General features: G+C 71.4%; 12 protein-coding genes. 8 read left to right on the plus strand and 4 right to left on the minus strand.

All coding sequences use genetic code 11. The features are described 5' to 3' along the window. The first annotated feature begins 19 nt into the window (after positions 1-19). From ACIRC0_RS19090 to ACIRC0_RS19115, 6 genes are all read left to right on the plus strand, one after another. Entirely contained in the window at positions 20-2,032 is a 2,013-nt protein-coding gene (locus ACIRC0_RS19090; RefSeq protein ID WP_403617287.1) for a copper resistance protein CopC, read from the plus strand. Between the two features lie 271 nt (positions 2,033-2,303). Next, positions 2,304-3,617 (plus strand): ABC transporter substrate-binding protein, encoded by a 1,314-nt coding sequence (locus tag ACIRC0_RS19095; RefSeq protein ID WP_403617288.1) that lies wholly within the window; start codon positions 2,304-2,306, stop codon positions 3,615-3,617. Then, positions 3,614-4,600 carry a carbohydrate ABC transporter permease gene (locus tag ACIRC0_RS19100; protein ID WP_403617289.1) on the plus strand — a complete coding sequence of 329 codons (987 nt, stop codon included), beginning with the start codon at positions 3,614-3,616 and terminating at the stop codon, positions 4,598-4,600. The genes ACIRC0_RS19095 and ACIRC0_RS19100 overlap by 4 nt, the downstream gene beginning before the upstream one ends. After that, entirely contained in the window at positions 4,597-5,490 is an 894-nt protein-coding gene (locus ACIRC0_RS19105) for a carbohydrate ABC transporter permease (RefSeq protein ID WP_403617290.1), read from the plus strand. The genes ACIRC0_RS19100 and ACIRC0_RS19105 overlap by 4 nt, the downstream gene beginning before the upstream one ends. 29 nt (positions 5,491-5,519) lie before the next feature. Next, positions 5,520-6,833, plus strand: a complete 1,314-nt coding sequence (locus ACIRC0_RS19110) for a glycoside hydrolase family 36 protein (RefSeq protein WP_403617291.1) — start codon at positions 5,520-5,522, stop codon at positions 6,831-6,833. Then, the gene (locus tag ACIRC0_RS19115; protein WP_403617292.1) at positions 6,830-8,836 is read left to right on the plus strand and encodes a beta-galactosidase; all 2,007 of its coding nucleotides are present in this window, start codon (positions 6,830-6,832) and stop codon (positions 8,834-8,836) included. Before ACIRC0_RS19110 ends, ACIRC0_RS19115 begins: the two co-directional genes overlap by 4 nt. Positions 8,837-9,092: 256 nt before the next feature. Here the strand turns inward: ACIRC0_RS19115 and ACIRC0_RS19120 are convergent, their stop codons facing one another. From ACIRC0_RS19120 to ACIRC0_RS19130, 3 genes are all read right to left on the minus strand, one after another. After that, positions 9,093-11,159, minus strand: coding sequence for a SpoIIE family protein phosphatase (locus tag ACIRC0_RS19120; protein WP_403617293.1), 2,067 nt, complete (start codon positions 11,157-11,159; stop codon positions 9,093-9,095). 289 nt (positions 11,160-11,448) lie between these two features. Further along, positions 11,449-12,048: a DUF3618 domain-containing protein gene (locus ACIRC0_RS19125; protein WP_403617294.1), complete on the minus strand. Its 600-nt coding sequence runs from the start codon at positions 12,046-12,048 to the stop codon at positions 11,449-11,451. Continuing rightward, positions 12,045-12,416: a phage holin family protein gene (locus ACIRC0_RS19130; RefSeq protein ID WP_366025392.1), complete on the minus strand. Its 372-nt coding sequence runs from the start codon at positions 12,414-12,416 to the stop codon at positions 12,045-12,047. The genes ACIRC0_RS19125 and ACIRC0_RS19130 overlap by 4 nt, the downstream gene beginning before the upstream one ends. 541 nt (positions 12,417-12,957) lie before the next feature. On the opposite strand from ACIRC0_RS19130, the gene ACIRC0_RS19135 reads away from it, so the two are divergent. Both ACIRC0_RS19135 and ACIRC0_RS19140 read left to right on the plus strand, forming a co-directional pair. Next, positions 12,958-14,022 (plus strand): sodium:calcium antiporter, encoded by a 1,065-nt coding sequence (locus ACIRC0_RS19135; RefSeq protein ID WP_403617295.1) that lies wholly within the window; start codon positions 12,958-12,960, stop codon positions 14,020-14,022. A gap of 548 nt (positions 14,023-14,570) precedes the next feature. Then, on the plus strand, positions 14,571-16,565 hold the full coding sequence (locus ACIRC0_RS19140) for a hypothetical protein (protein ID WP_403617296.1): 1,995 nt from the start codon (positions 14,571-14,573) through the stop codon (positions 16,563-16,565). Positions 16,566-16,990: 425 nt separating this feature from the next. Here the strand turns inward: ACIRC0_RS19140 and ACIRC0_RS19145 are convergent, their stop codons facing one another. After that, complete coding sequence (locus ACIRC0_RS19145; RefSeq protein ID WP_403617297.1) at positions 16,991-17,575, minus strand: GNAT family N-acetyltransferase; 585 nt, start codon at positions 17,573-17,575, stop codon at positions 16,991-16,993. Between the last annotated feature and the right edge of the window lie 9 nt (positions 17,576-17,584).

The following is a 17,584-nucleotide window of genomic DNA, read 5'->3' on the forward strand; positions in this document are numbered from 1 at the left end:
TGACGTGGACGGAGGACGTGTGGACGGGGGGAGTCGGGGCGCGGACCGGCGCGGGAGGCGGCTGCGGCACCTCGCCCTGGTCCTGCTCGTCGCCCCCCTGCTGCTCCTCGCGGGTGCCGGTTCGGCCTCCGCGCACGCCGCGCTGAAGGGCACCGACCCGGTGGACGGCAGTGTGCTGAAGACGGCACCGAAGGCCGTCACCCTCACCTTCACCGAGTCGGTCGGTCTGCTGGACAACTCCATCCGGGTGTTCGATCCGGAGAACCGCAGGGTTCACACGGGCAAACAGGAACACGCGGACGGCCGCTCGGACACGGCGCGCGTCACGCTGCCGGACCTGAAGCAGGGCACGTACATCGTGGCCTGGCGCGTGGTGTCGGCCGACAGCCACCCGGTCTCCGGCGCGCTCACCTTCTCCGTCGGCAAGCGCTCGGCGACGACGGCCGCCCTGCCGGACGACGAGGTCCAGGACGCCGCCTCCACGGCGCTGTACAACACGGCCCGCTACATCGCCTACGGCGGCCTCGCGCTGCTGCTCGGCACCACCGCGTTCGCCATGGTCACCGGCGTGGCGGCGCCGCGCGGACTGCTCGTGGGCGGCTGGTGGACGCTGCTCGCGGCCACGCTCGCCCTGCTGCTGCTCCGGGGTTCGTACGAGCGCGGCAGCGGCCCGGCGGCGGCCTTCGATCTCCCGGTGCTGCGGGAGACGGCGACGAGCCGCCCGGGCCTCGCGCTGCTCGTGCGGGTGGCGCTGCTGGCGGTGGCGGCACCGGTCGCGGTCCGGGCCGGGGTGCTGCGCGCACCGGCCGACGGGCGTGGCCCGGCGGGTTACGGCCGGCTCCGGTTCGCGATCGTGAGCGCTGTGTCCCTCGCTCTGGCCCTGACCTGGGCGGTGGCGGAGCACGCGTCCGCCGGGATCCAGGTGCCGCTCGCGATGACCTCGGCCGTGCTGCACCTGCTCGCGATGGCGGTGTGGCTGGGCGGGCTCGCGGCCCTGGTCACAGTGCTGCAACGGACGCCCGGGGAACTGCCCGCCCCCGCGGTCGCCCGCTTCTCGCGGCTGGCGTTCGCCGCGGTCGCCGTCCTGGCCGCCACCGGCGCCTACCAGTCCTGGCGGGGCCTCGGCTCCCTCGACGCGCTCACCTCGACGCCGTACGGCAGGCTGCTCGTCGCCAAGCTGGCCGGGGTCGCCCTGCTGCTCACGGCGGCGGCCTGCTCCCGCCGCTTCACGGCACGGCTCGCGGTTCCGGCGGCGGCGGAGGTTCCGGCTCCGCCGGAGCGGGTGCGGGAGACGGTGGGCGCCGCCCCGGGGGACGCCGACGCCGCGCACGTACGGGGTGCCGACGCCACACACGTACAGGATGGCGCGCGCGTACAGGACGCCTCGCACGCACGGGGCGTACAGGGGGGCGTACGGGACGCGGTGGACGTGCGGGGCGCACAGGGGCGCGTACGGGAGGCCGTGGACGTGCGGACGGACACGGACACGGACACGGAGCCTCAGGAGGCACCGACGGGTCCCGCGCCGGGGGACGGCGCCCCCGCGCCCCACCTCCAGGCCCTGCGCCGCTCCGTGCTCGCCGAGATCTCCCTCGGGCTCGTCGTCCTCGCGCTCACCACCCTGCTCACCGGGACCGAGCCGGGCCGGGCGGCCGAGGAGGCGGCGGCGTCGACGGCCGCCGCCGCACAGCCCCTCGGCTCCGCCACGGTGATCCCCTTCGACGTGGGAACCCCCGGCGGGCACGGCAAGGTGCAGATCGAGCTGACGCCCGGCCGGGTGGGTGAGAACGGCGTCCAGGCGCTGATCTTCGGGCCCGACGGCGGCATCGCGACGGTCCCCGAACTACGGCTCACCTTCACGCTCGAGGGCCGCGACGTCGGCCCGCTCGACGCCAGGCTGACCGACCGGGGCGGCTACTGGGCCACCGACACCCTCAACCTCCCGCTGCCGGGCCGGTGGACGATGAGGGCGACGGTCCGCACGAGCGACATCGACCAGGTCACGGTCTCGAAGACGGTGCGGATCGGCTAGCGGAACCACCGGCTCCACCGCGGCCCACCGGTAGGTGCTGTCTGAACCTGTTTACTTTCTTTGCCGGAAACTGTCCTTGAGGTGGCCCTGTGTAAGCGCTACCGATCAAGGACGTGTCGGTCACGTTTCAAAAACGGCCCCCGGTGGCTCTTGACGTATGAGCGGACATTCGCGTCTTATGACGCCCACGATGTTTGGTCAAGTTGGATTCTGATCGTTTCTGACCCCTCGATCGGAGCCAGCCGGGACCCACTGCCCCCAGGAGCCGTCAATGCATCACTCACCCTCCGGTCTGTCCCTTCCCGGCCCGAGCCGCCGCACCCTGCTGCGCGGGATAGGCGGCGCCGCAGCGCTGAGCGCGGCCGTTCCCCTGCTGAGCGCCTGCGCCGGCAGCAGTGGCTCGGGTGGTGACTCGAAGACCGTCAGCCTGGGCTCCAACGCCTCGGACGCGGTCCCGAAGAAGGCGTTCGCCGACATCTACGCGGCCTTCCAGAAGAAGGACGGCATCAAGGTCGCGGTGAACACCAAGGACCACAACACGTTCCAGGAGCAGATCAACTCCTACCTGCAGGGCACGCCTGACGACGTGTTCACCTGGTTCGCCGGCTACCGCATGCAGTTCTTCGCGGCCAAGGGCCTGGCCTCCCCGATCGACGACGTGTGGCAGACCATCGGCGGGAACTTCCCCGACGCGATGAAGCAGCTCAGCAAGGGCGAGGACGGCAAGTACTACTTCGTGCCGCTGTACACGTACCCGTGGGCGATCTTCTACCGCAAGAGCGTCTTCGCCCAGCACGGCTACAAGGTCCCCACCACGTGGGACGAACTCGTGGCCCTGTGCAAGCAGATGAAGAAGGACAACCTGGTCCCGATCGCGTTCGGTGACAAGGACGCCTGGCCGGCGATGGGCACCTTCGACCAGATCAACTTCCGCCTCAACGGCTACGACTTCCACAAGTCCCTGATGGCGGGCAAGGAGTCGTGGACCGACGCCAAGGTGAAGGCCGTCTTCGACCACTGGGCCGAGCTGCTGCCCTACCACCAGGACGGCGCCGTGGGCCGCACCTGGCAGGACGCCGCGCAGACGCTGGTGTCCAAGAAGGCGGGCATGTACCTGCTGGGCTCCTTCGTGGCGCAGCAGTTCACCAACAAGGCCGACGTGGACGACCTCGACTTCTTCGCCTTCCCGGAGATCAACTCCGCGTACGGCCAGGACACCGTCGAGGCGCCGACCGACGGGTTCATGCTCAGCAAGAGCCCGAAGAACCACGCGGGTGCCGTGAAGCTGCTCGAGTACCTGGGCACCCCGGAGGCCGAGGCGATCTACCTCAAGTCCGACCCGAGCGTGGTGGCCGCCTCCAGCAAGGCCGACACCTCCTCGTACACGGCGCTGCAGAAGAAGGCGTACACGATGATCTCGGGCGCCAAGAACCTGACGCAGTTCATGGACCGCGACAGCCGCCCGGACTTCACCTCCACGGTGATGCAGCCCGCGCTGCAGAACTTCGTCCGTAACCCCAAGGGCGTGGACAGCATCCTGTCGTCCATCGAGCGCCAGAAGAAGACGATCTTCGCGTCCTCATGAGCATCGAAACCGGTATCCAGAACCCGGAGGCGGCCGCCGTGCCGCCTCCGGGCGGCGCGCCCGCCCAGAAGAAGAAGCGCGCCCCGCAGGGGCACAACCGCCTGCTCACCCGCCGCGACCGCGTCACCCTGGGTCTGATGGCGGGCGTTCCCACGATCCTGCACGTCGCGCTGGTGTGGGTCACGGCCCTCGCCTCCGTCGCGCTGGCCTTCACCACCTGGGACGGCATCGGGTTCGACTCGATCAAGTGGGTCGGGCTGCAGAACTTCAAGCAGCTGTTCACCGACAACCCGCAGTTCTGGCCGGCCGTCGAGCACAACATCATCTGGTTCGTCGTGCTCATCCTGATCCCGACCCCGTTCGGGCTCTTCCTGGCCGTGCAGCTGGACAAGAAGATCCGCTTCACCCGCATCTACCAGACCGCGTTCTTCCTGCCGGTCGTGGTGTCGCTCGCGGTCACCGGGTTCGTCTGGCAGCTCGTCTACAACCCCGACACCGGCCTGATCAACAGCCTCATCGGGGCCAACAAGCCCGGCCACTACATCGACTGGATCGGCAACCCGCACCTCAACCTGTGGGCCGTCCTGGTCGCCGCGTCCTGGCGGCACACCGGCTACATGATGATCCTCTACCTGGCCGGTCTGAAGGGCGTCGACCCGTCCCTGCGGGAGGCCTCCGCGCTCGACGGCGCGAACGAGTGGCAGACGTTCAAGAACGTCATCTTCCCGACGCTGCGGCCCACCAACACCGTCGTCCTGGTCGTCACCATCATCGAGGCCCTGCGCGCCTTCGACCTGGTGTTCGTCTTCAACAAGGGCGCCCAGGGCACCGAGCTGCTGTCGATCCTGATCACCAACAACATCATCGGCGAGTCCAGCCGGATCGGATACGGCTCCGCGATCGCCGTCGTCCTGCTGGTCATCTCGCTCGCGGTCATCATCCCGTACCTGATCGCGACCTTCCGGAAGGAGCGGCGCGCATGAGCACCCCCACCGTCGCGCTCGCTGCCAAGCAGCGCACCCCCGTCCGCCCGGCGAGGGTCCTGCTGCACGTGTTCCTCGTCGTCACCGCGCTGGCCTGGCTCGCCCCGCTGCTGTGGGCGGTGTTCGCGGCCCTGCGGCCGTACTCGGAGACCAGCGCCAAGGGCTACGTCTCCTGGCCGGACCGCTTGAGCTTCGACAACTTCACGAACGCGTTCGAGCAGTCCGACATGATGCACTACTTCGGCAACACGCTGCTCATCGCGGTTCCGGCCGTGCTGGTGACGCTGCTGCTGTCGTCGATGGTCGCGTTCTACGTCAGCCGCTTCGACTTCCGGTTCAACATCGCTCTGCTGCTCGTCTTCACGGCGGGCAACCTGCTGCCGCAGCAGGTCATCATCACCCCGCTGTACCGCATGTACCTGCTGATCGACCTGCCGGGCATCACGGTCAGCGGCAAGCTGTACGACTCCGCGCTGGGTCTGGTCCTCATCCACGTGGCGTTCCAGTCCGGGTTCTGCGCCTTCGTGCTGAGCAACTACATGCGGATGCTGCCGCACGAGCTGACCGAGGCCGCGCTGGTCGACGGCGCGTCGGTGTGGCGGATGTACTGGCAGATCGTGCTGCCGCTGTGCAAGCCCGCGATGGCGGCCCTGGCGACGTTGCTGTCCATCTGGATCTACAACGACTTCTTCTGGGCCATCGTGCTGATCTCCACCGGCGACAACATGCCGATCACCTCGGCGCTGAACAACCTCTCCGGCCAGTACTTCACCGACCCCAACCTGGTCGCCGCCGGCGCCCTGCTCACCGCGATCCCCACGCTGATCGTGTACTTCGTGCTCCAGCGCCAGTTCGTCAGCGGCCTGACCCTGGGCGCCAACAAGGGCTGACCGACCCTTTTTCCGAGAAGAGACGCACTGTGCACCACCCCTTCACGCCGCTCGCCTCCGTGCCCGTGGACGTCGCCCGTGCGCGGGTCCACGAGGAGGGCTGGCAGTCCTGGAGCCCGAGCGGCGCCTACGCCCTCGGTGAGAAGCCGCACCGCCCGGCGAACGACAACTGGGCGACCGTCTGCTACCGCCCCGGCCGCACCGTCCCCGCGGGCGCCTTCCAGGGCGAGGGGCTGCTGGCGCTCGACCCGGGCGACGGCACGCCGGTCAGGCTGTGGGCGGCGGCCGACCCGTACCGCGCCGTGCCCTCCATCCGGCTGGAGGTGCACGGCGACCGGGCCGAGGTGAGCGCGGACGGGCCGGTCCGGGAGCTGACCGGCCCGGACATCCAGGCCGTCCTCGCCGAGTGGGCCGACGCTCTCGGCGTGGCGCCGCCGTGCCCCGCGCCGACCGTGTGGTGCTCCTGGTACGAGTACTTCACCGAGGTCACCGAGGACGACATCCACGAGAACCTGCGGGCGATGGACACCCTGGACCTGCCCGTCGACGTGGTCCAGATCGACGACGGCTACCAGAGCGCCCTCGGTGACTGGCTCACCCTCTCCGGCCGCTTCCGCTCCCGTGCCGGCATCGCCGACACGATCCGGGCGCGCGGCCGCAGGGCCGGCATCTGGACGGCGCCGTTCCTGGTCGCCCCGGACAGCGAACTGGCCACGGCCCACCCGGACTGGCTGGTCCGGGACACCGAGGGCGCGCCCGTGCACGCGGGCCACAACTGGGGCCACGACCTGTACGCCCTGGACACCACCCATCCGGATGCGGCGGCGTACCTGACGCACGTCTTCGCCACCCTGCGCAGCGAGGGCTACGACTACTTCAAGGTCGACTTCCTCTACGCGGGCGCCCTGGACGGCGTACGGCACTCCGATGCCGACCCGCTGACGGCGTACCGGGCGGGCGTCGCCCTGATCCGTGACGCCATCGGCCCGGACGCGTACCTGCTGGGCTGCGGCGCGCCGATCCTGCCGTCCATCGGCCTGTTCGACGCGATGCGGGTCAGCCCCGACACGGCCCCGCACCGCCGGCCGGAGGCGGACGACTTCAGCCAGCCCGGGCAGGACGCCGCCGAGTTCACCGGCCGGGCACGCCAGTGGCAGCACGGCCGCCTCTGGATCAACGACCCCGACTGCCTGATGGCGCGCCCGGCCGTGGAGACCCGCGAACGCTGGGCCGCCCATGTCGAGGCCACCGGGGGCCTGATGGCCTCCAGCGACCGTCTGTTGTCCCTGGACGCGTGGGGCGTGGCCACGACCCGCCGTCTCCTCACGGGAGGCGCCCGATGAAGCGCACCTTGTCCCTACCCGGTATCGCCTACGGCGGCGACTACAACCCCGAGCAGTGGCCCGAGGAGGTCTGGGCCGAGGACATGCGCCTGATGCGCGAGGCCGGGGTCACGATGGTCAGCGTCGGCATCTTCTCCTGGGCGCTGCTGGAGCCCGCCGAGGGCGTGTACGACTTCTCGCGCATGGACCGGATCCTCGATCTGCTGCACGAGAACGGCATCGCCGCCGACCTCGCCACGCCCACCGCGGCCCCGCCGGCCTGGTTCTTCCGGGCCCACCCCGAGGCGCTGCCCGTCGACCGCGACGGCCGCACCCTGTCCTACGGCAGCCGGCAGACCTTCTGCCCGTCCAGCCCCGCCTACCGGGAGGCGGCCCTGCGCATCGCGGGCAAGCTGGCCGAGCGGTACGCCGACCACCCGGCCGTCGCGATGTGGCACGTCCACAACGAGTACGGCTGCCACAACGCCGAGTGCTACTGCGACACGAGCGCGGCGTCCTTCCGGGGCTGGCTGCGCGCCAAGTACGGCGACGACCTAGCGGCGCTCAACCACGCCTGGGGCACCGCCTTCTGGAGCCAGTGGTACTACGACTGGGACGAGATCCTGCCCCCGCGCGCGACGGGCGCCGTCCCCAACCCGACCCACCGGCTGGACTGGCGCCGCTTCTGCTCCGACGAGCTGCTGGGGCTGTACACGGCGGAGCGGGACGTGCTGCGCGCGTCGGCGCCCTCGATCCCGGCCACCACCAACTTCATGGTGAACTTCAGCTTCGAGGCGCTGGACTACTGGCGCTGGGCCCCGGAGCTGGACGTCGTCTCGAACGACCACTACCTCCGCTCGACGGACCCCGGGTCGCACATCGACATCGCGATGAGCGGTGACCTGATGCGCTCGATGGCGGGTGGGCCCTGGTTCCTGATGGAGCACTCCACGGGAGCCGTGAACTGGCAGCCCGTCAACCGCGCCAAGGGCCCGGGCGAGCTGCGCCGCAACGCCCTCGCGCACGTCGCCCACGGTGCGGACGGCATCGCCTACTTCCAGTGGCGGGCCTCGAAGGCGGGCGCCGAGCAGTGGCACTCGGCGATGCTGCCGCACGCGGGCACCGACACTCAGATCTGGCGGGACGTGGTCCGCCTCGGCGCCGACCTGAAGGCACTCGCGGAGGTGCGCGGCAGCACCGGCACCGCCGAGGTCGCGATCGTCTGGGACTGGAGCGCCCGCTGGGCCGTGGAACTCCCCTCCCAGCCCAGCGCCGAAGTCCGCTTCCAGGAGCTGGTCCGCGCCTGGTACGAGCCGCTGTGGCGTGCGGGCGTCGCCGTCGACTTCGTCCGCCCCGACGCGGACCTGTCGCCGTACCGCCTGGTCCTGGCGCCCAGCCTCTACCTGGTCGACGACGCGGGCGCGGCGAACCTCACCGGGTTCGCGGAGCGCGGCGGAACCCTGGCGGTGGGCTTCCACAGCGGGGCGGTGGACGAGAACTGCCATGTCCGGCTGGGCGGTTACCCCGGGGCCTTCCGTGAGGCGCTGGGCGTCAGGTCGGACGAGCTGTTCCCGCTGCTGCCGGACGAGGCGGTGCCGCTGAGCGGGGGCGGGACGGCGACCCTGTGGTCGGAGCGGCTGCGCCTGGAGGGCGCCGAGGCCGTGTCGTCGTACGAGGAGGGCCCCCTGAAGGGCGTGCCCGCGGTGACGCGCCACGCCCACGGCGAGGGCACCGCCTGGTACCTGGCGACCCGGCCCGACCCGGACACCCTCGACTCCCTGCTGACCCGCATCCGCAGCGAGGCGGGCGTGGAGCCGGTGCGGACCGCCCCGGAGGGCGTGGAGGTCGTCCGGCGGCGGGGTCCGTCCGCGGACTACCTGTTCCTCATCGACCACACGGGCCGCGGCGCGCGGGTGACCGTCGCCGAGGACGCGGTGGAACTGCTGACGGGCAAGCCGACGCCCGGCTCGGTGACGGTGGAACCGGGCGAGGTGGCGGTCGTGCGGGAGCCCCGGCGACGTTGACGCGACCGTGGAAGGGGCCCCGGCCGGATCTCGGCCGGGGCCCCTTCCCATGTCTCCGTCCGCCTCCTGAGGGCTGCGGGGAGGAAGGGGCCGTCCTCCTCGCCCGCGGCCCCGGGCGCCCGCCTCGGCCATGAGGCCGGCGTTCCCGAGGGGGGCGCCGGCCCCCTCGACCGTTCGAGAGGTGCGCGGCGAGGACATCGGTGTCGGGCCGCCACGCTGTGCGAGTCCGCCGCGCACCCGGCCGATCCGCGTGCCCCTACTGGGCGCGGGCCACGAGGAGGGCGACGTCGTCGTGGTCGTCGGGGTGGCGCAGGCCGTGCAGCAGGAGGTCGCAGGTCTCCTCCAGGGGCCGCTGGGGCTGGTCGAGGAGGGCGAGCAGCATGTTCAGGCGGTCGTCGATGGAGTGGTGGCGGGTCTCCACCAGGCCGTCCGTGTACAGGACCAGCAGGTCACCGGGGCCCAGGTCGGTGGTGGCGGTCTCGAAGGGGATGCCGCCGACGCCGAGCGGGGCCCCGCTGGGCAGGTCCAGCAGCGCCGGGGCACGGCCGGCGCGGGCCAGCGCGGGCGGCAGGTGTCCCGCGTTGGCGATGCGGCACAGTTTCCGGTGGGGGTCGTACACCGCGTACAGGCAGGTGACGATGTAGTGCTCCAGATCGCACGTGATCTTGTCGAGGTGCTGGAGCACGACGTCGGGGGCGAGGTCGAGATCCGCGTAGGCGCAGGTCGCGGTGCGCAGCCGGCCCATGGTGGCGGCGGCGTCGATGCCGTTGCCCATGACGTCGCCGACGACCAGCGCGGTCTTGTCGCCGGTCAGCGGGATGACGTCGTACCAGTCGCCGCCGACCTCGCTGGTGGTCTGGGCGGGCTGGTAGCGGGTGGCGAGGTCCAGGCCGGTGTGGTGCGGGGCGTGGTCGGGCAGCAGGCTGCGCTGCAGCGTGAGGGCGGTGTTGCGCACGCTCTGGTACCAGCGGGCGTTGTCCATGGCCACGGCGGCCCGCCCGGCCAGCTCGGTGGCCAGCACGACGTCGTCCTCGTCGAACGGCAGCGGGTTGCGGGTGCGCTTGAGGTCGAGGGCGCCGAGCACCTCGCCGCGCGCGATCAGCGGCACCGCGAGGTAGGAGTGGACCCCGGCGCGCGCCAGCAGCGTGGTGCCCTCGGGGTCGCGGGCGATGCGCCGCAGATCGTGCTCGCCCACGTGGCGCACCAGGACCGGCCGGCCGGTGTGCACACAAAGGGTGACCAGCCGGTCGCCGTCGTAGGCTGCGAGGTCGCCGGGGGAGTCGGCGGCGCGCAGCGCCACGGTCGGATGGGCCGCCTTGAGGGCCAGGGCGCGGAACAGCTCCGGACCGCTGTCCAGTTTGCCGGTACGGCGGAAGGCGAGGGCGGAGTCGAGGATGTCCACGGCGACCACGTCGGCCAGATCGGGCGCGGCGACCTCGGCCAGCTCGCGGGCGGTCTGCTCCACCTCCAGGGTGTTGCCCACGCGGGCGGAGGCGTCGGCTATGAGGGCGAGGCGCCGCCGGGCCCGGTCCGCCTCGGTGGCCGCGCGGTGCCGCTCGGTGACGTCGACGACCGAGATGGCGGCGCCTAGCACGCGTCCGCCGGGGTCCTCCAGGCGGTAGAAGGAGAGGGACCAGGCATGGTCGTGGTCGGGGTCGGCGGGGGTACGGCCCACGTGGTACTGGTCCAGGAGCGGGGTGCCGGTGGCCAGCACCTGGTGCAGGGCGGACTCGATGGTGTCGACGTCGGCGAAGGGCACGGTGTCCCGCAGGTGCCGGCCGATGTGCTCCTCGGCGGGAATGCCGTCGATGCGCTCCAGGGCGGGGTTCACCAGGAGGTAGCACAGGTCGGGGTCCATGAGGGCGAGGCCGATGGGGGACTGGTTGACCAGCCGCTCGCACAGCGCCAGGTCGGTCTCCAGACGCTGGAGGATGGCGTGGTCGGCGGCGATGCCCAGGGCGTAGATCTCCCCGCGGTCGTTCCACAGCCGCATGTTGCGGAACTCCATCATCCGGGTGTCGCCGTCCTTGTGCCGGATGGGGAAGGCACCGGCCCAGCTCCGGCCGGTCTGCATGACCTCGGTGAAGAGACTCAGCACGGTCTGGAAGTGCTCCGGGTGGACCAGCAGCCGCGCCGCGAACTGCCCGAGCGCCTCCTTCGGGGTGTAGCCGAACAATTCCTGGGCCTGCGGGCTCCAGAACACAATGCGCCCGTCCTCGTCCAGCACCACCGCGGCGACGCTGAGCACGTCCAGCAGGCCGGTCCGCCGGGGGTGCCCGGGGCCGGACTCGTCGCCGTCCACCTGGAAGGGTTCGGCTGACATCGGGACCTCCCTCCGCCTGCCGGCGCGGCATGGCGCCCTGTGCCGCCACCGCTCCACGCCTGAATCAGGCTTCCGGTATCTCCATGCTGCCCCTGGGCGGGTGACCTGGACAGCCGGGGAAGCCGGGGGCAGCCGCAGCCGGGAACCGCGCCGGGCGCGGCTTCGGGCGCGGGGTGGTGTTCCTGCCGCCCGGACCCGACCGCCACGCGGCGCCCGCGACGGCTCCCCGCGCCACCGGTGACGACAGGGCCTGGGCGGCCCGGCTCCCCGCCGGGCCGCCCGCTGACGATCACGAGCGGGCGCTCCCGCCACGGCTTGTGCGGCGCCGGGCCAGCCACAGCGTCACGGCGCCGGCGGCGGCCACCAGCAGCACGGTGCGCTTGTCCCGTGCCGCCCGGGCCCCCTGGGCCGCCTTCTGCCGCAACGGCTCGGGCGCCTTCTCCTCCCACACCCGCCCGGCCTGTGACGCCTGCGCGCGGGCCTCGCCGACGGCCCGGGCGGCCTTGTCCCTGACCGTGTCGGGCAGCTTTTCCTGCACCTGATGCGCGACGCCGGCGGCCTTGGCCTTCAGCTCGACGGCCTTGACCACGGCCTGCTCCTTCACCTCGGCGGCCTTGACCACGGCCTGCTCCTTCACCTCCGCGGCCTTGACCACGGCCTGCTCCTTCACCTCGGCAGCCTTGACCACGGCCTGCTCCTTCACCTCGGCGGCCTTGACCACGGCCTGTTCCTTCACCTCGGCAGCCTTCTCCTGGGCGCGGGCCTTGACGTCGGTTTTGGCCACCAGCGCCTCCACCGTCTGCCCCAGCTCCTCCCGGCTGTGTTCCAGCTGTACGCGCAGTTCCTCCGTGCCCGTGGCGGTCCGCTCGTCGCGAGTCGGCTTGCTCATCGGTGCGCACTCTCCTTGATCTCGGCCAGGTCGGCCTTCACGTTCTCGATCGTCTGCTCGGGCGTTGGCGGCGCGGCCCGGCCGACCTGCTTCTTCCCGGTCACGGCCAGGACCGCGGCGATGACGCCCAGCGCCGCGGTGACGATCAGGGCGGCGGCCCACACCGGCAGCGGCACCGCCAGGGCCGCGATGACCGTGGCCACCAGGGCCTGCAGGGTGAGCAGGCCCACGACTCCGGCGCCGCCGAACAGCCCGCCGCCCTTGCCGTAGCGCTTGCCCTTCTCCTTCATCTCCGCCTGCGCCAGCCTCAGTTCGCCGCGCACCAACTCCGTCAACTGCTGCGAGGCCCGCTGCACCAGCTCACTCACCGGCTCCTGACCGGAGCGGTTCACGCTGTGGTCGCGTCCGGCGTAGTGCGGCTGCGTGCTCGTCACGGAGATCACCACCCATCCGTATCGGTTCCTGCGATCGGCCGGCGCCCTGGCGCCCGGCCGTCCGGTGCGCTCGCGAGTACCCCGATCCACCCGTTTCAGGGCGCCCAACTCAGCCACGCCGACGAGCCGTCGCCACCTCGCGCCCCTCCGGCCACGCTGACGAGCCGTTGCTCGCCCCCACCCCCGGCCACGCCGATGAGCCGTCGCTCGCCCCCACCCCCGGCCACTCCGACGAGCCGCGCCCGCCCCCACCCCGGCCACTCCGGCGAGCCGTTGCCCGCCTCGCACCCCTCCGGCCACGCCGACCAACCGCGCCCACCCCCACCCCCCACCCCCGACCACGCCGACCAACCGCGCCCGCCTCGCACCTCCTAGACGGCCGCGGCCGAACTACGATCCCGCGCATCCCCCGGAGGGTCCCGCACCCGGTCGCACCGCCAGGTTCCGTTCGACGGCGGCGGGTACTCCACGCGGCATGGGATCTTTGAGTTCGCCGGTTCTGCTCCTGCTGTTCGCGGCCAGTGCCGCGGTCATCTGGTACGCGGGCGTCAAGCTGTCCGACACCACCGACGTGCTCGCCGAACGGCTGCACCTGGGCAGTGCGCTCGGCGGACTGATCCTTCTGGCCATCGCCACGAACCTGCCCGAGACCGCCATCACCGTCAGTGCCGCCATGGCCGGTCAACTGGACGTCGCCGTCGGCAACATCCTCGGCGGCATCGCCGTCCAGACCGTCGTCTTGGCCGTCCTGGACGCCACCGGGGTCCGCCCCCGCGCACCGCTGACCCGCCTGGCCGCCAGTCTCCAACTGGTCCTGGAGGGCGCCCTGGTGGTGGCCGTGCTGGCCGTGGTCGTCATGGGCACCCAGCTCCCCCCGGAGCTGCACGCCGGGGGCCTGGCCCCGGCGTCCGTGGCGATCGCCGCACTGTGGGTGATCGGCCTGGTGCTGCTGAACCGGGCCGGACGCGGCCTGCCGTGGCGCGAGGGCGGCGACGCCCCCGACAGCCAGCCCGAACCGCGCGGCCACTCCAGGGCCAAGAAGGAGAAGGCGGCCGGCGACCGCGGCCTGAGCACCGCACGTGCCACGCTCGTGTTCTCCGTCTCGGCCCTGGCGACCCTGGTGGCCGGTGTGGTCATCGAACGCAGCGGCGAGGAGTTCTTCGCGCGGCAGGGACTGAGCGGCGCGCTGTTCGGCGCCACCGTGCTGGCCGTGGCCACCGCCCTGCCCGAGATCAGCACCGGTCTGACCTCCATGAAGCTCGGCGACTACCAGCTCGCCGTCAGCGACATTTTCGGCGGGAACGCCTTCCTGCCCGTGCTGTTCCTGCTCGCGAGCCTCATCTCGGGCAAGCCCGCCCTGCCGGCGGCGCACCACACGGACGTCTATCTCACCGCGCTCGGCATCATCCTCACCGTCGTCTACATGGCGGGCCTCGTCTTCCGGCCCCGCCGCCAGTACGCCCGGATGGGCGTCGACAGCGTCACGGCGGTGATCGTCTACCTCGCCGGTATCGCCGGACTGGCGACCATCTCCGGCTGAGCGCGGACTCGGACTCCGCGCGCAATCGGCGACTTATGAATACGGCGACCACCCGACTCTGATCAAGGATTTACCATCGCCTGATTGTTTCTCGACGAACCGTCCGGATAGCGTCCCGGCAGCGGCCTCCCTCACTCACCACACCGTGGGCCGGGGAAGGCTTCTGCGAGCATTTCTGGTCCGTCAACTCGCCTGTGCGGGCGTGCGGAACCGGAGAGGGCGGGGACATGGAAGAAGGCGGCGACGCGTTCGATGGAGCACCGTCGAAAGCGAGTGCACGTGAATGCGTCACGCGCTCCTCTTCTTGCGGGGTACTGGTTTTCTCTCCGTTTTCCGTGGCGTCACCGACGAGTAATCAGGGACGCCCGGTCCCCGGTCGACGCAGACCGGACTGACGCAGCTCTCCCGTCCCCGCGCGCACCACTCGGCGGTGACCGGCAGTGGCGGCCGCACGCCGCACCTCCCTCGGCACCTGCCGAAACGGCGGTCACGGTCGGACCAGCCCAGACCAGTCGCTCTCCATCGGCACCACACAGAAGGGCACTTCCTTGCGCTCAAGCGCCGAACACGCGACAGCGGAGCAGCCGAACAGCAGGCGCAGACGCCGGGCGGGCTCCGCCGCGGCGGCTCTGCTGTCCGCCGCCGCGCTCCTGGCCGGCGGACCGCTCACGGCGACCGCGTCCGCGACCTCGGCCACCGGGGCGGCCCACGTCAAGCACCTGTGCGCCCACGCCACCAAGCCGGGGCACATGGCGTGCCTCGCCGAGGCCAGGACCGACATCGTCCAGCACATGACGCTCAGCCCCAACGCCACACCGTCCGGCTACGGCCCCTCGGACCTGCAGAGCGCCTACAACCTGCCGTCCTCCACGGCCGGTTCGGGCCGGACCGTGGCGATCGTCGACGCCATGGACGACCCCACCGCCGAGTCGGACCTCGCCACCTACCGGTCCCAGTACGGTCTTCCCCCCTGCACCACCGCGAACGGCTGCTTCCGCAAGGTCAACCAGACGGGCGGCACCACCTACCCGAGCGCGGACGCCGGATGGGCCGGCGAGATATCCCTCGACCTCGACATGGTCAGCGCGGTCTGCCCGCAGTGCCACATCCTGCTCGTCGAGGCGAACTCCCCCAGCGTGTCCGACCTCGGCACGGCCGAGAACGAGGCCGTCGCCCTCGGCGCGAAGTACGTCTCCAACTCCTTCGGCGGCACCGAGGACCCGAGCCAGACCACCGCGGACGTCCAGTACTTCAACCACCCCGGCGTCGCCATCACCGTCAGCGCGGGTGACGGCGGCTACGGCGCCGAGTACCCGGCCAGCTCCCCGTACGTCACCGCCGTCGGCGGCACCTCGCTCACCCGCTCGAGCACCTCCCGGGGCTGGAGCGAGTCGGTGTGGTCCACCGACAGCACCGACGGCACGGGGTCCGGATGCTCCGCGGTCGAGCCCAAGCCGTCCTGGCAGTCGGACTCCGGCTGCTCCCGCCGCACCGTCGCGGACGTCTCGGCGGTCGCCGACCCGGCCACCGGCGTCGCGGTCTACGACACCTACGGGGCCTCCGGCTGGGACGTCTACGGCGGCACCAGCGCATCCTCGCCGATCGTCGCGGCCACCTACGCCCTCGCGGGCACCCCGACCGCCAACAGCTACCCCTCCTCGTACCTCTACGGGCACAGGGCGGCGCTGAACGACGTCACCACGGGGTCCAACGGCACCTGCTCGCCCACGTATCTGTGCACCGCGGGCGCCGGCTACGACGGCCCGACGGGCCTCGGCACCCCCAACGGCACCGCGGCCTTCGCAGGCGGACCGAACTCCGTCAACGCGCTGCAGCCCGGACAGAAGCTGACCTCCGGCCAGCGGCTGAGCAGCGCGAACGTGACGCTGACCATGGGCAGCGACGGCAACCTGGTCGCCTACCTCAAGACGGGCGCGGCGGGCAACGGCCCGGCGATCTGGTCCAGCCACACCTCGGGCCACTCGGGGGCGTACGCCTACATGCAGAGCGACGGCAACCTCGTCGTCTACACCTCCGGCGGCAGCGCCCTGTGGTCCACGCACACCTACGGCCACACCGGCGCCTACGCCCTGCTGCAGGACGACGGCAACCTCGTGGTGTACGGCGCCGGCGGCGGCCCCAGCACCGGCGGGTCGCTCTGGGCGGACGGCACCTACCTGCGCTCGACGACGATCAAGTCGGGCCAGAAGCTCACCGGCGGCTGGTGGACCCAGACCCGGTACACCCGCCTGGTGGTGCAGGCGGACGGCAATGTCGTGATGTACCGCACACGCGACGGCAAGGCCATCTGGTCCACCGGCACCTACGGCCACGCGGGCGCCTACATGTACATGCAGAGCGACGGCAACCTGGTCGTCTACACCTCCGGCGGCAGCGCCCTGTGGTCCACCCACACCTACGGCCACACCGGCGCCTACGCCCTCATGCAGAGCGACGGCAACTTCGTCGTCTACAAGAGCGGCGGCGGCCCCAGCACGGGCGGCGCCCTGTGGGCCAGCAACACCTATAACTCGGTCCCCTGACCTTCCCCACCACCGGCTGCCCCGCCCGACCGAACGGACGGGGCAGCCGCGTCCACCCTGCGGAACACGCCGAAGGGAAGACCCCGACTGGCGCGGAACACGCCGAAGGGAAAGACCCCGACTGGCGCGGAACAAGACGAAGGCCCCGACCGGCGAACCGGTCGGGGCCTTCGTCATGCCCTGGCGGGCGAGTGCGGAGGATACGAGATTCGAACTCGTGAGGGGTTGCCCCCAACACGCTTTCCAACTGTGTTGGTGGGCAGGTGGGCGGTGTGCAGGAGCGTTCACCTGCGTTCACAGATGGCCGAGCTCCTTGTTCCACCGCGCCCGTGGCCTCGCCTGAACGGCCCTGAACCCCGATGAATGAGACGGCAACTGAGACGGTCACCGCCCTCCCAGCTCACGGGCTGCGGCAGTCGGAGGACTCAGTAGTCACGGATGCGGGCATGGAGATGCATATCGTGTCGGCCATCGTCATGGAGGGCGGCGCTGCGTTTGGTGCCTTCCAGGAGGTAGCCGGACTTGATGGCGACCCTGCATGAGGCAGGGTTGCGGGTCGAGTGATCCAGCTCCAGCCGGTGGAAGCCGATCTCTTCCAGGGCCCAGGTGGTGAGCGCCGAAAGGGCGCGTGAAGCCACACCGGCGCCTCGGGCGGCTGGGAGGACCCAGTAGGCAACGTCGGCTATGCCGTCGTCGAAGTCCAGGCCGCGCAGGGCGATCCGGCCGAGTACCTCGGCGCCGTCGCGAGTGATCGCCCAGTGGCCGCCCTTCTCGCGTTTCCAGTCCTGGCGGTATGTCTCGAACCACTCCCGGACCTGGACCTCGGTGGAGGGCCGACGCGTGTGCCAGAGGCGGATTTCACCGTCCTGGTAAGCAGACAGGAAAGGCGGCGCGTCGGTGTCTTCCCAGGGGCGCAGGAGCAAGCCCCCGGTGACGCGGAGCACGGGCTGAGGGGAGTCGGCAAGCAAGCCGGAGGCAATGACGGGCGGCGTCGACAGAGCGCGAGTCATGAGTCATGA

The organism is Streptomyces sp. NPDC093984, assembly GCF_044764595.1.
Lineage (GTDB): Bacteria > Actinomycetota > Actinomycetes > Streptomycetales > Streptomycetaceae > Streptomyces > Streptomyces cynarae.

What these genes read in the sequence shown, in the direction of transcription:
- ACIRC0_RS19105 (WP_403617290.1), top strand. Translation starts at nt 4,597, where the DNA reads ATGAGCACCCCCACCGTCGCGCTCGCTGCCAAGCAGCGCACCCCCGTC.
- ACIRC0_RS19125 (WP_403617294.1), bottom strand. Translation starts at nt 12,048, where the DNA reads ATGAGCAAGCCGACTCGCGACGAGCGGACCGCCACGGGCACGGAGGAA.
- ACIRC0_RS19115 (WP_403617292.1), top strand. Translation starts at nt 6,830, where the DNA reads ATGAAGCGCACCTTGTCCCTACCCGGTATCGCCTACGGCGGCGACTAC.
- ACIRC0_RS19120 (WP_403617293.1), bottom strand. Translation starts at nt 11,159, where the DNA reads ATGTCAGCCGAACCCTTCCAGGTGGACGGCGACGAGTCCGGCCCCGGG.
- ACIRC0_RS19135 (WP_403617295.1), top strand. Translation starts at nt 12,958, where the DNA reads ATGGGATCTTTGAGTTCGCCGGTTCTGCTCCTGCTGTTCGCGGCCAGT.
- ACIRC0_RS19100 (WP_403617289.1), top strand. Translation starts at nt 3,614, where the DNA reads ATGAGCATCGAAACCGGTATCCAGAACCCGGAGGCGGCCGCCGTGCCG.
- ACIRC0_RS19095 (WP_403617288.1), top strand. Translation starts at nt 2,304, where the DNA reads ATGCATCACTCACCCTCCGGTCTGTCCCTTCCCGGCCCGAGCCGCCGC.
- ACIRC0_RS19145 (WP_403617297.1), bottom strand. Translation starts at nt 17,575, where the DNA reads ATGACTCGCGCTCTGTCGACGCCGCCCGTCATTGCCTCCGGCTTGCTT.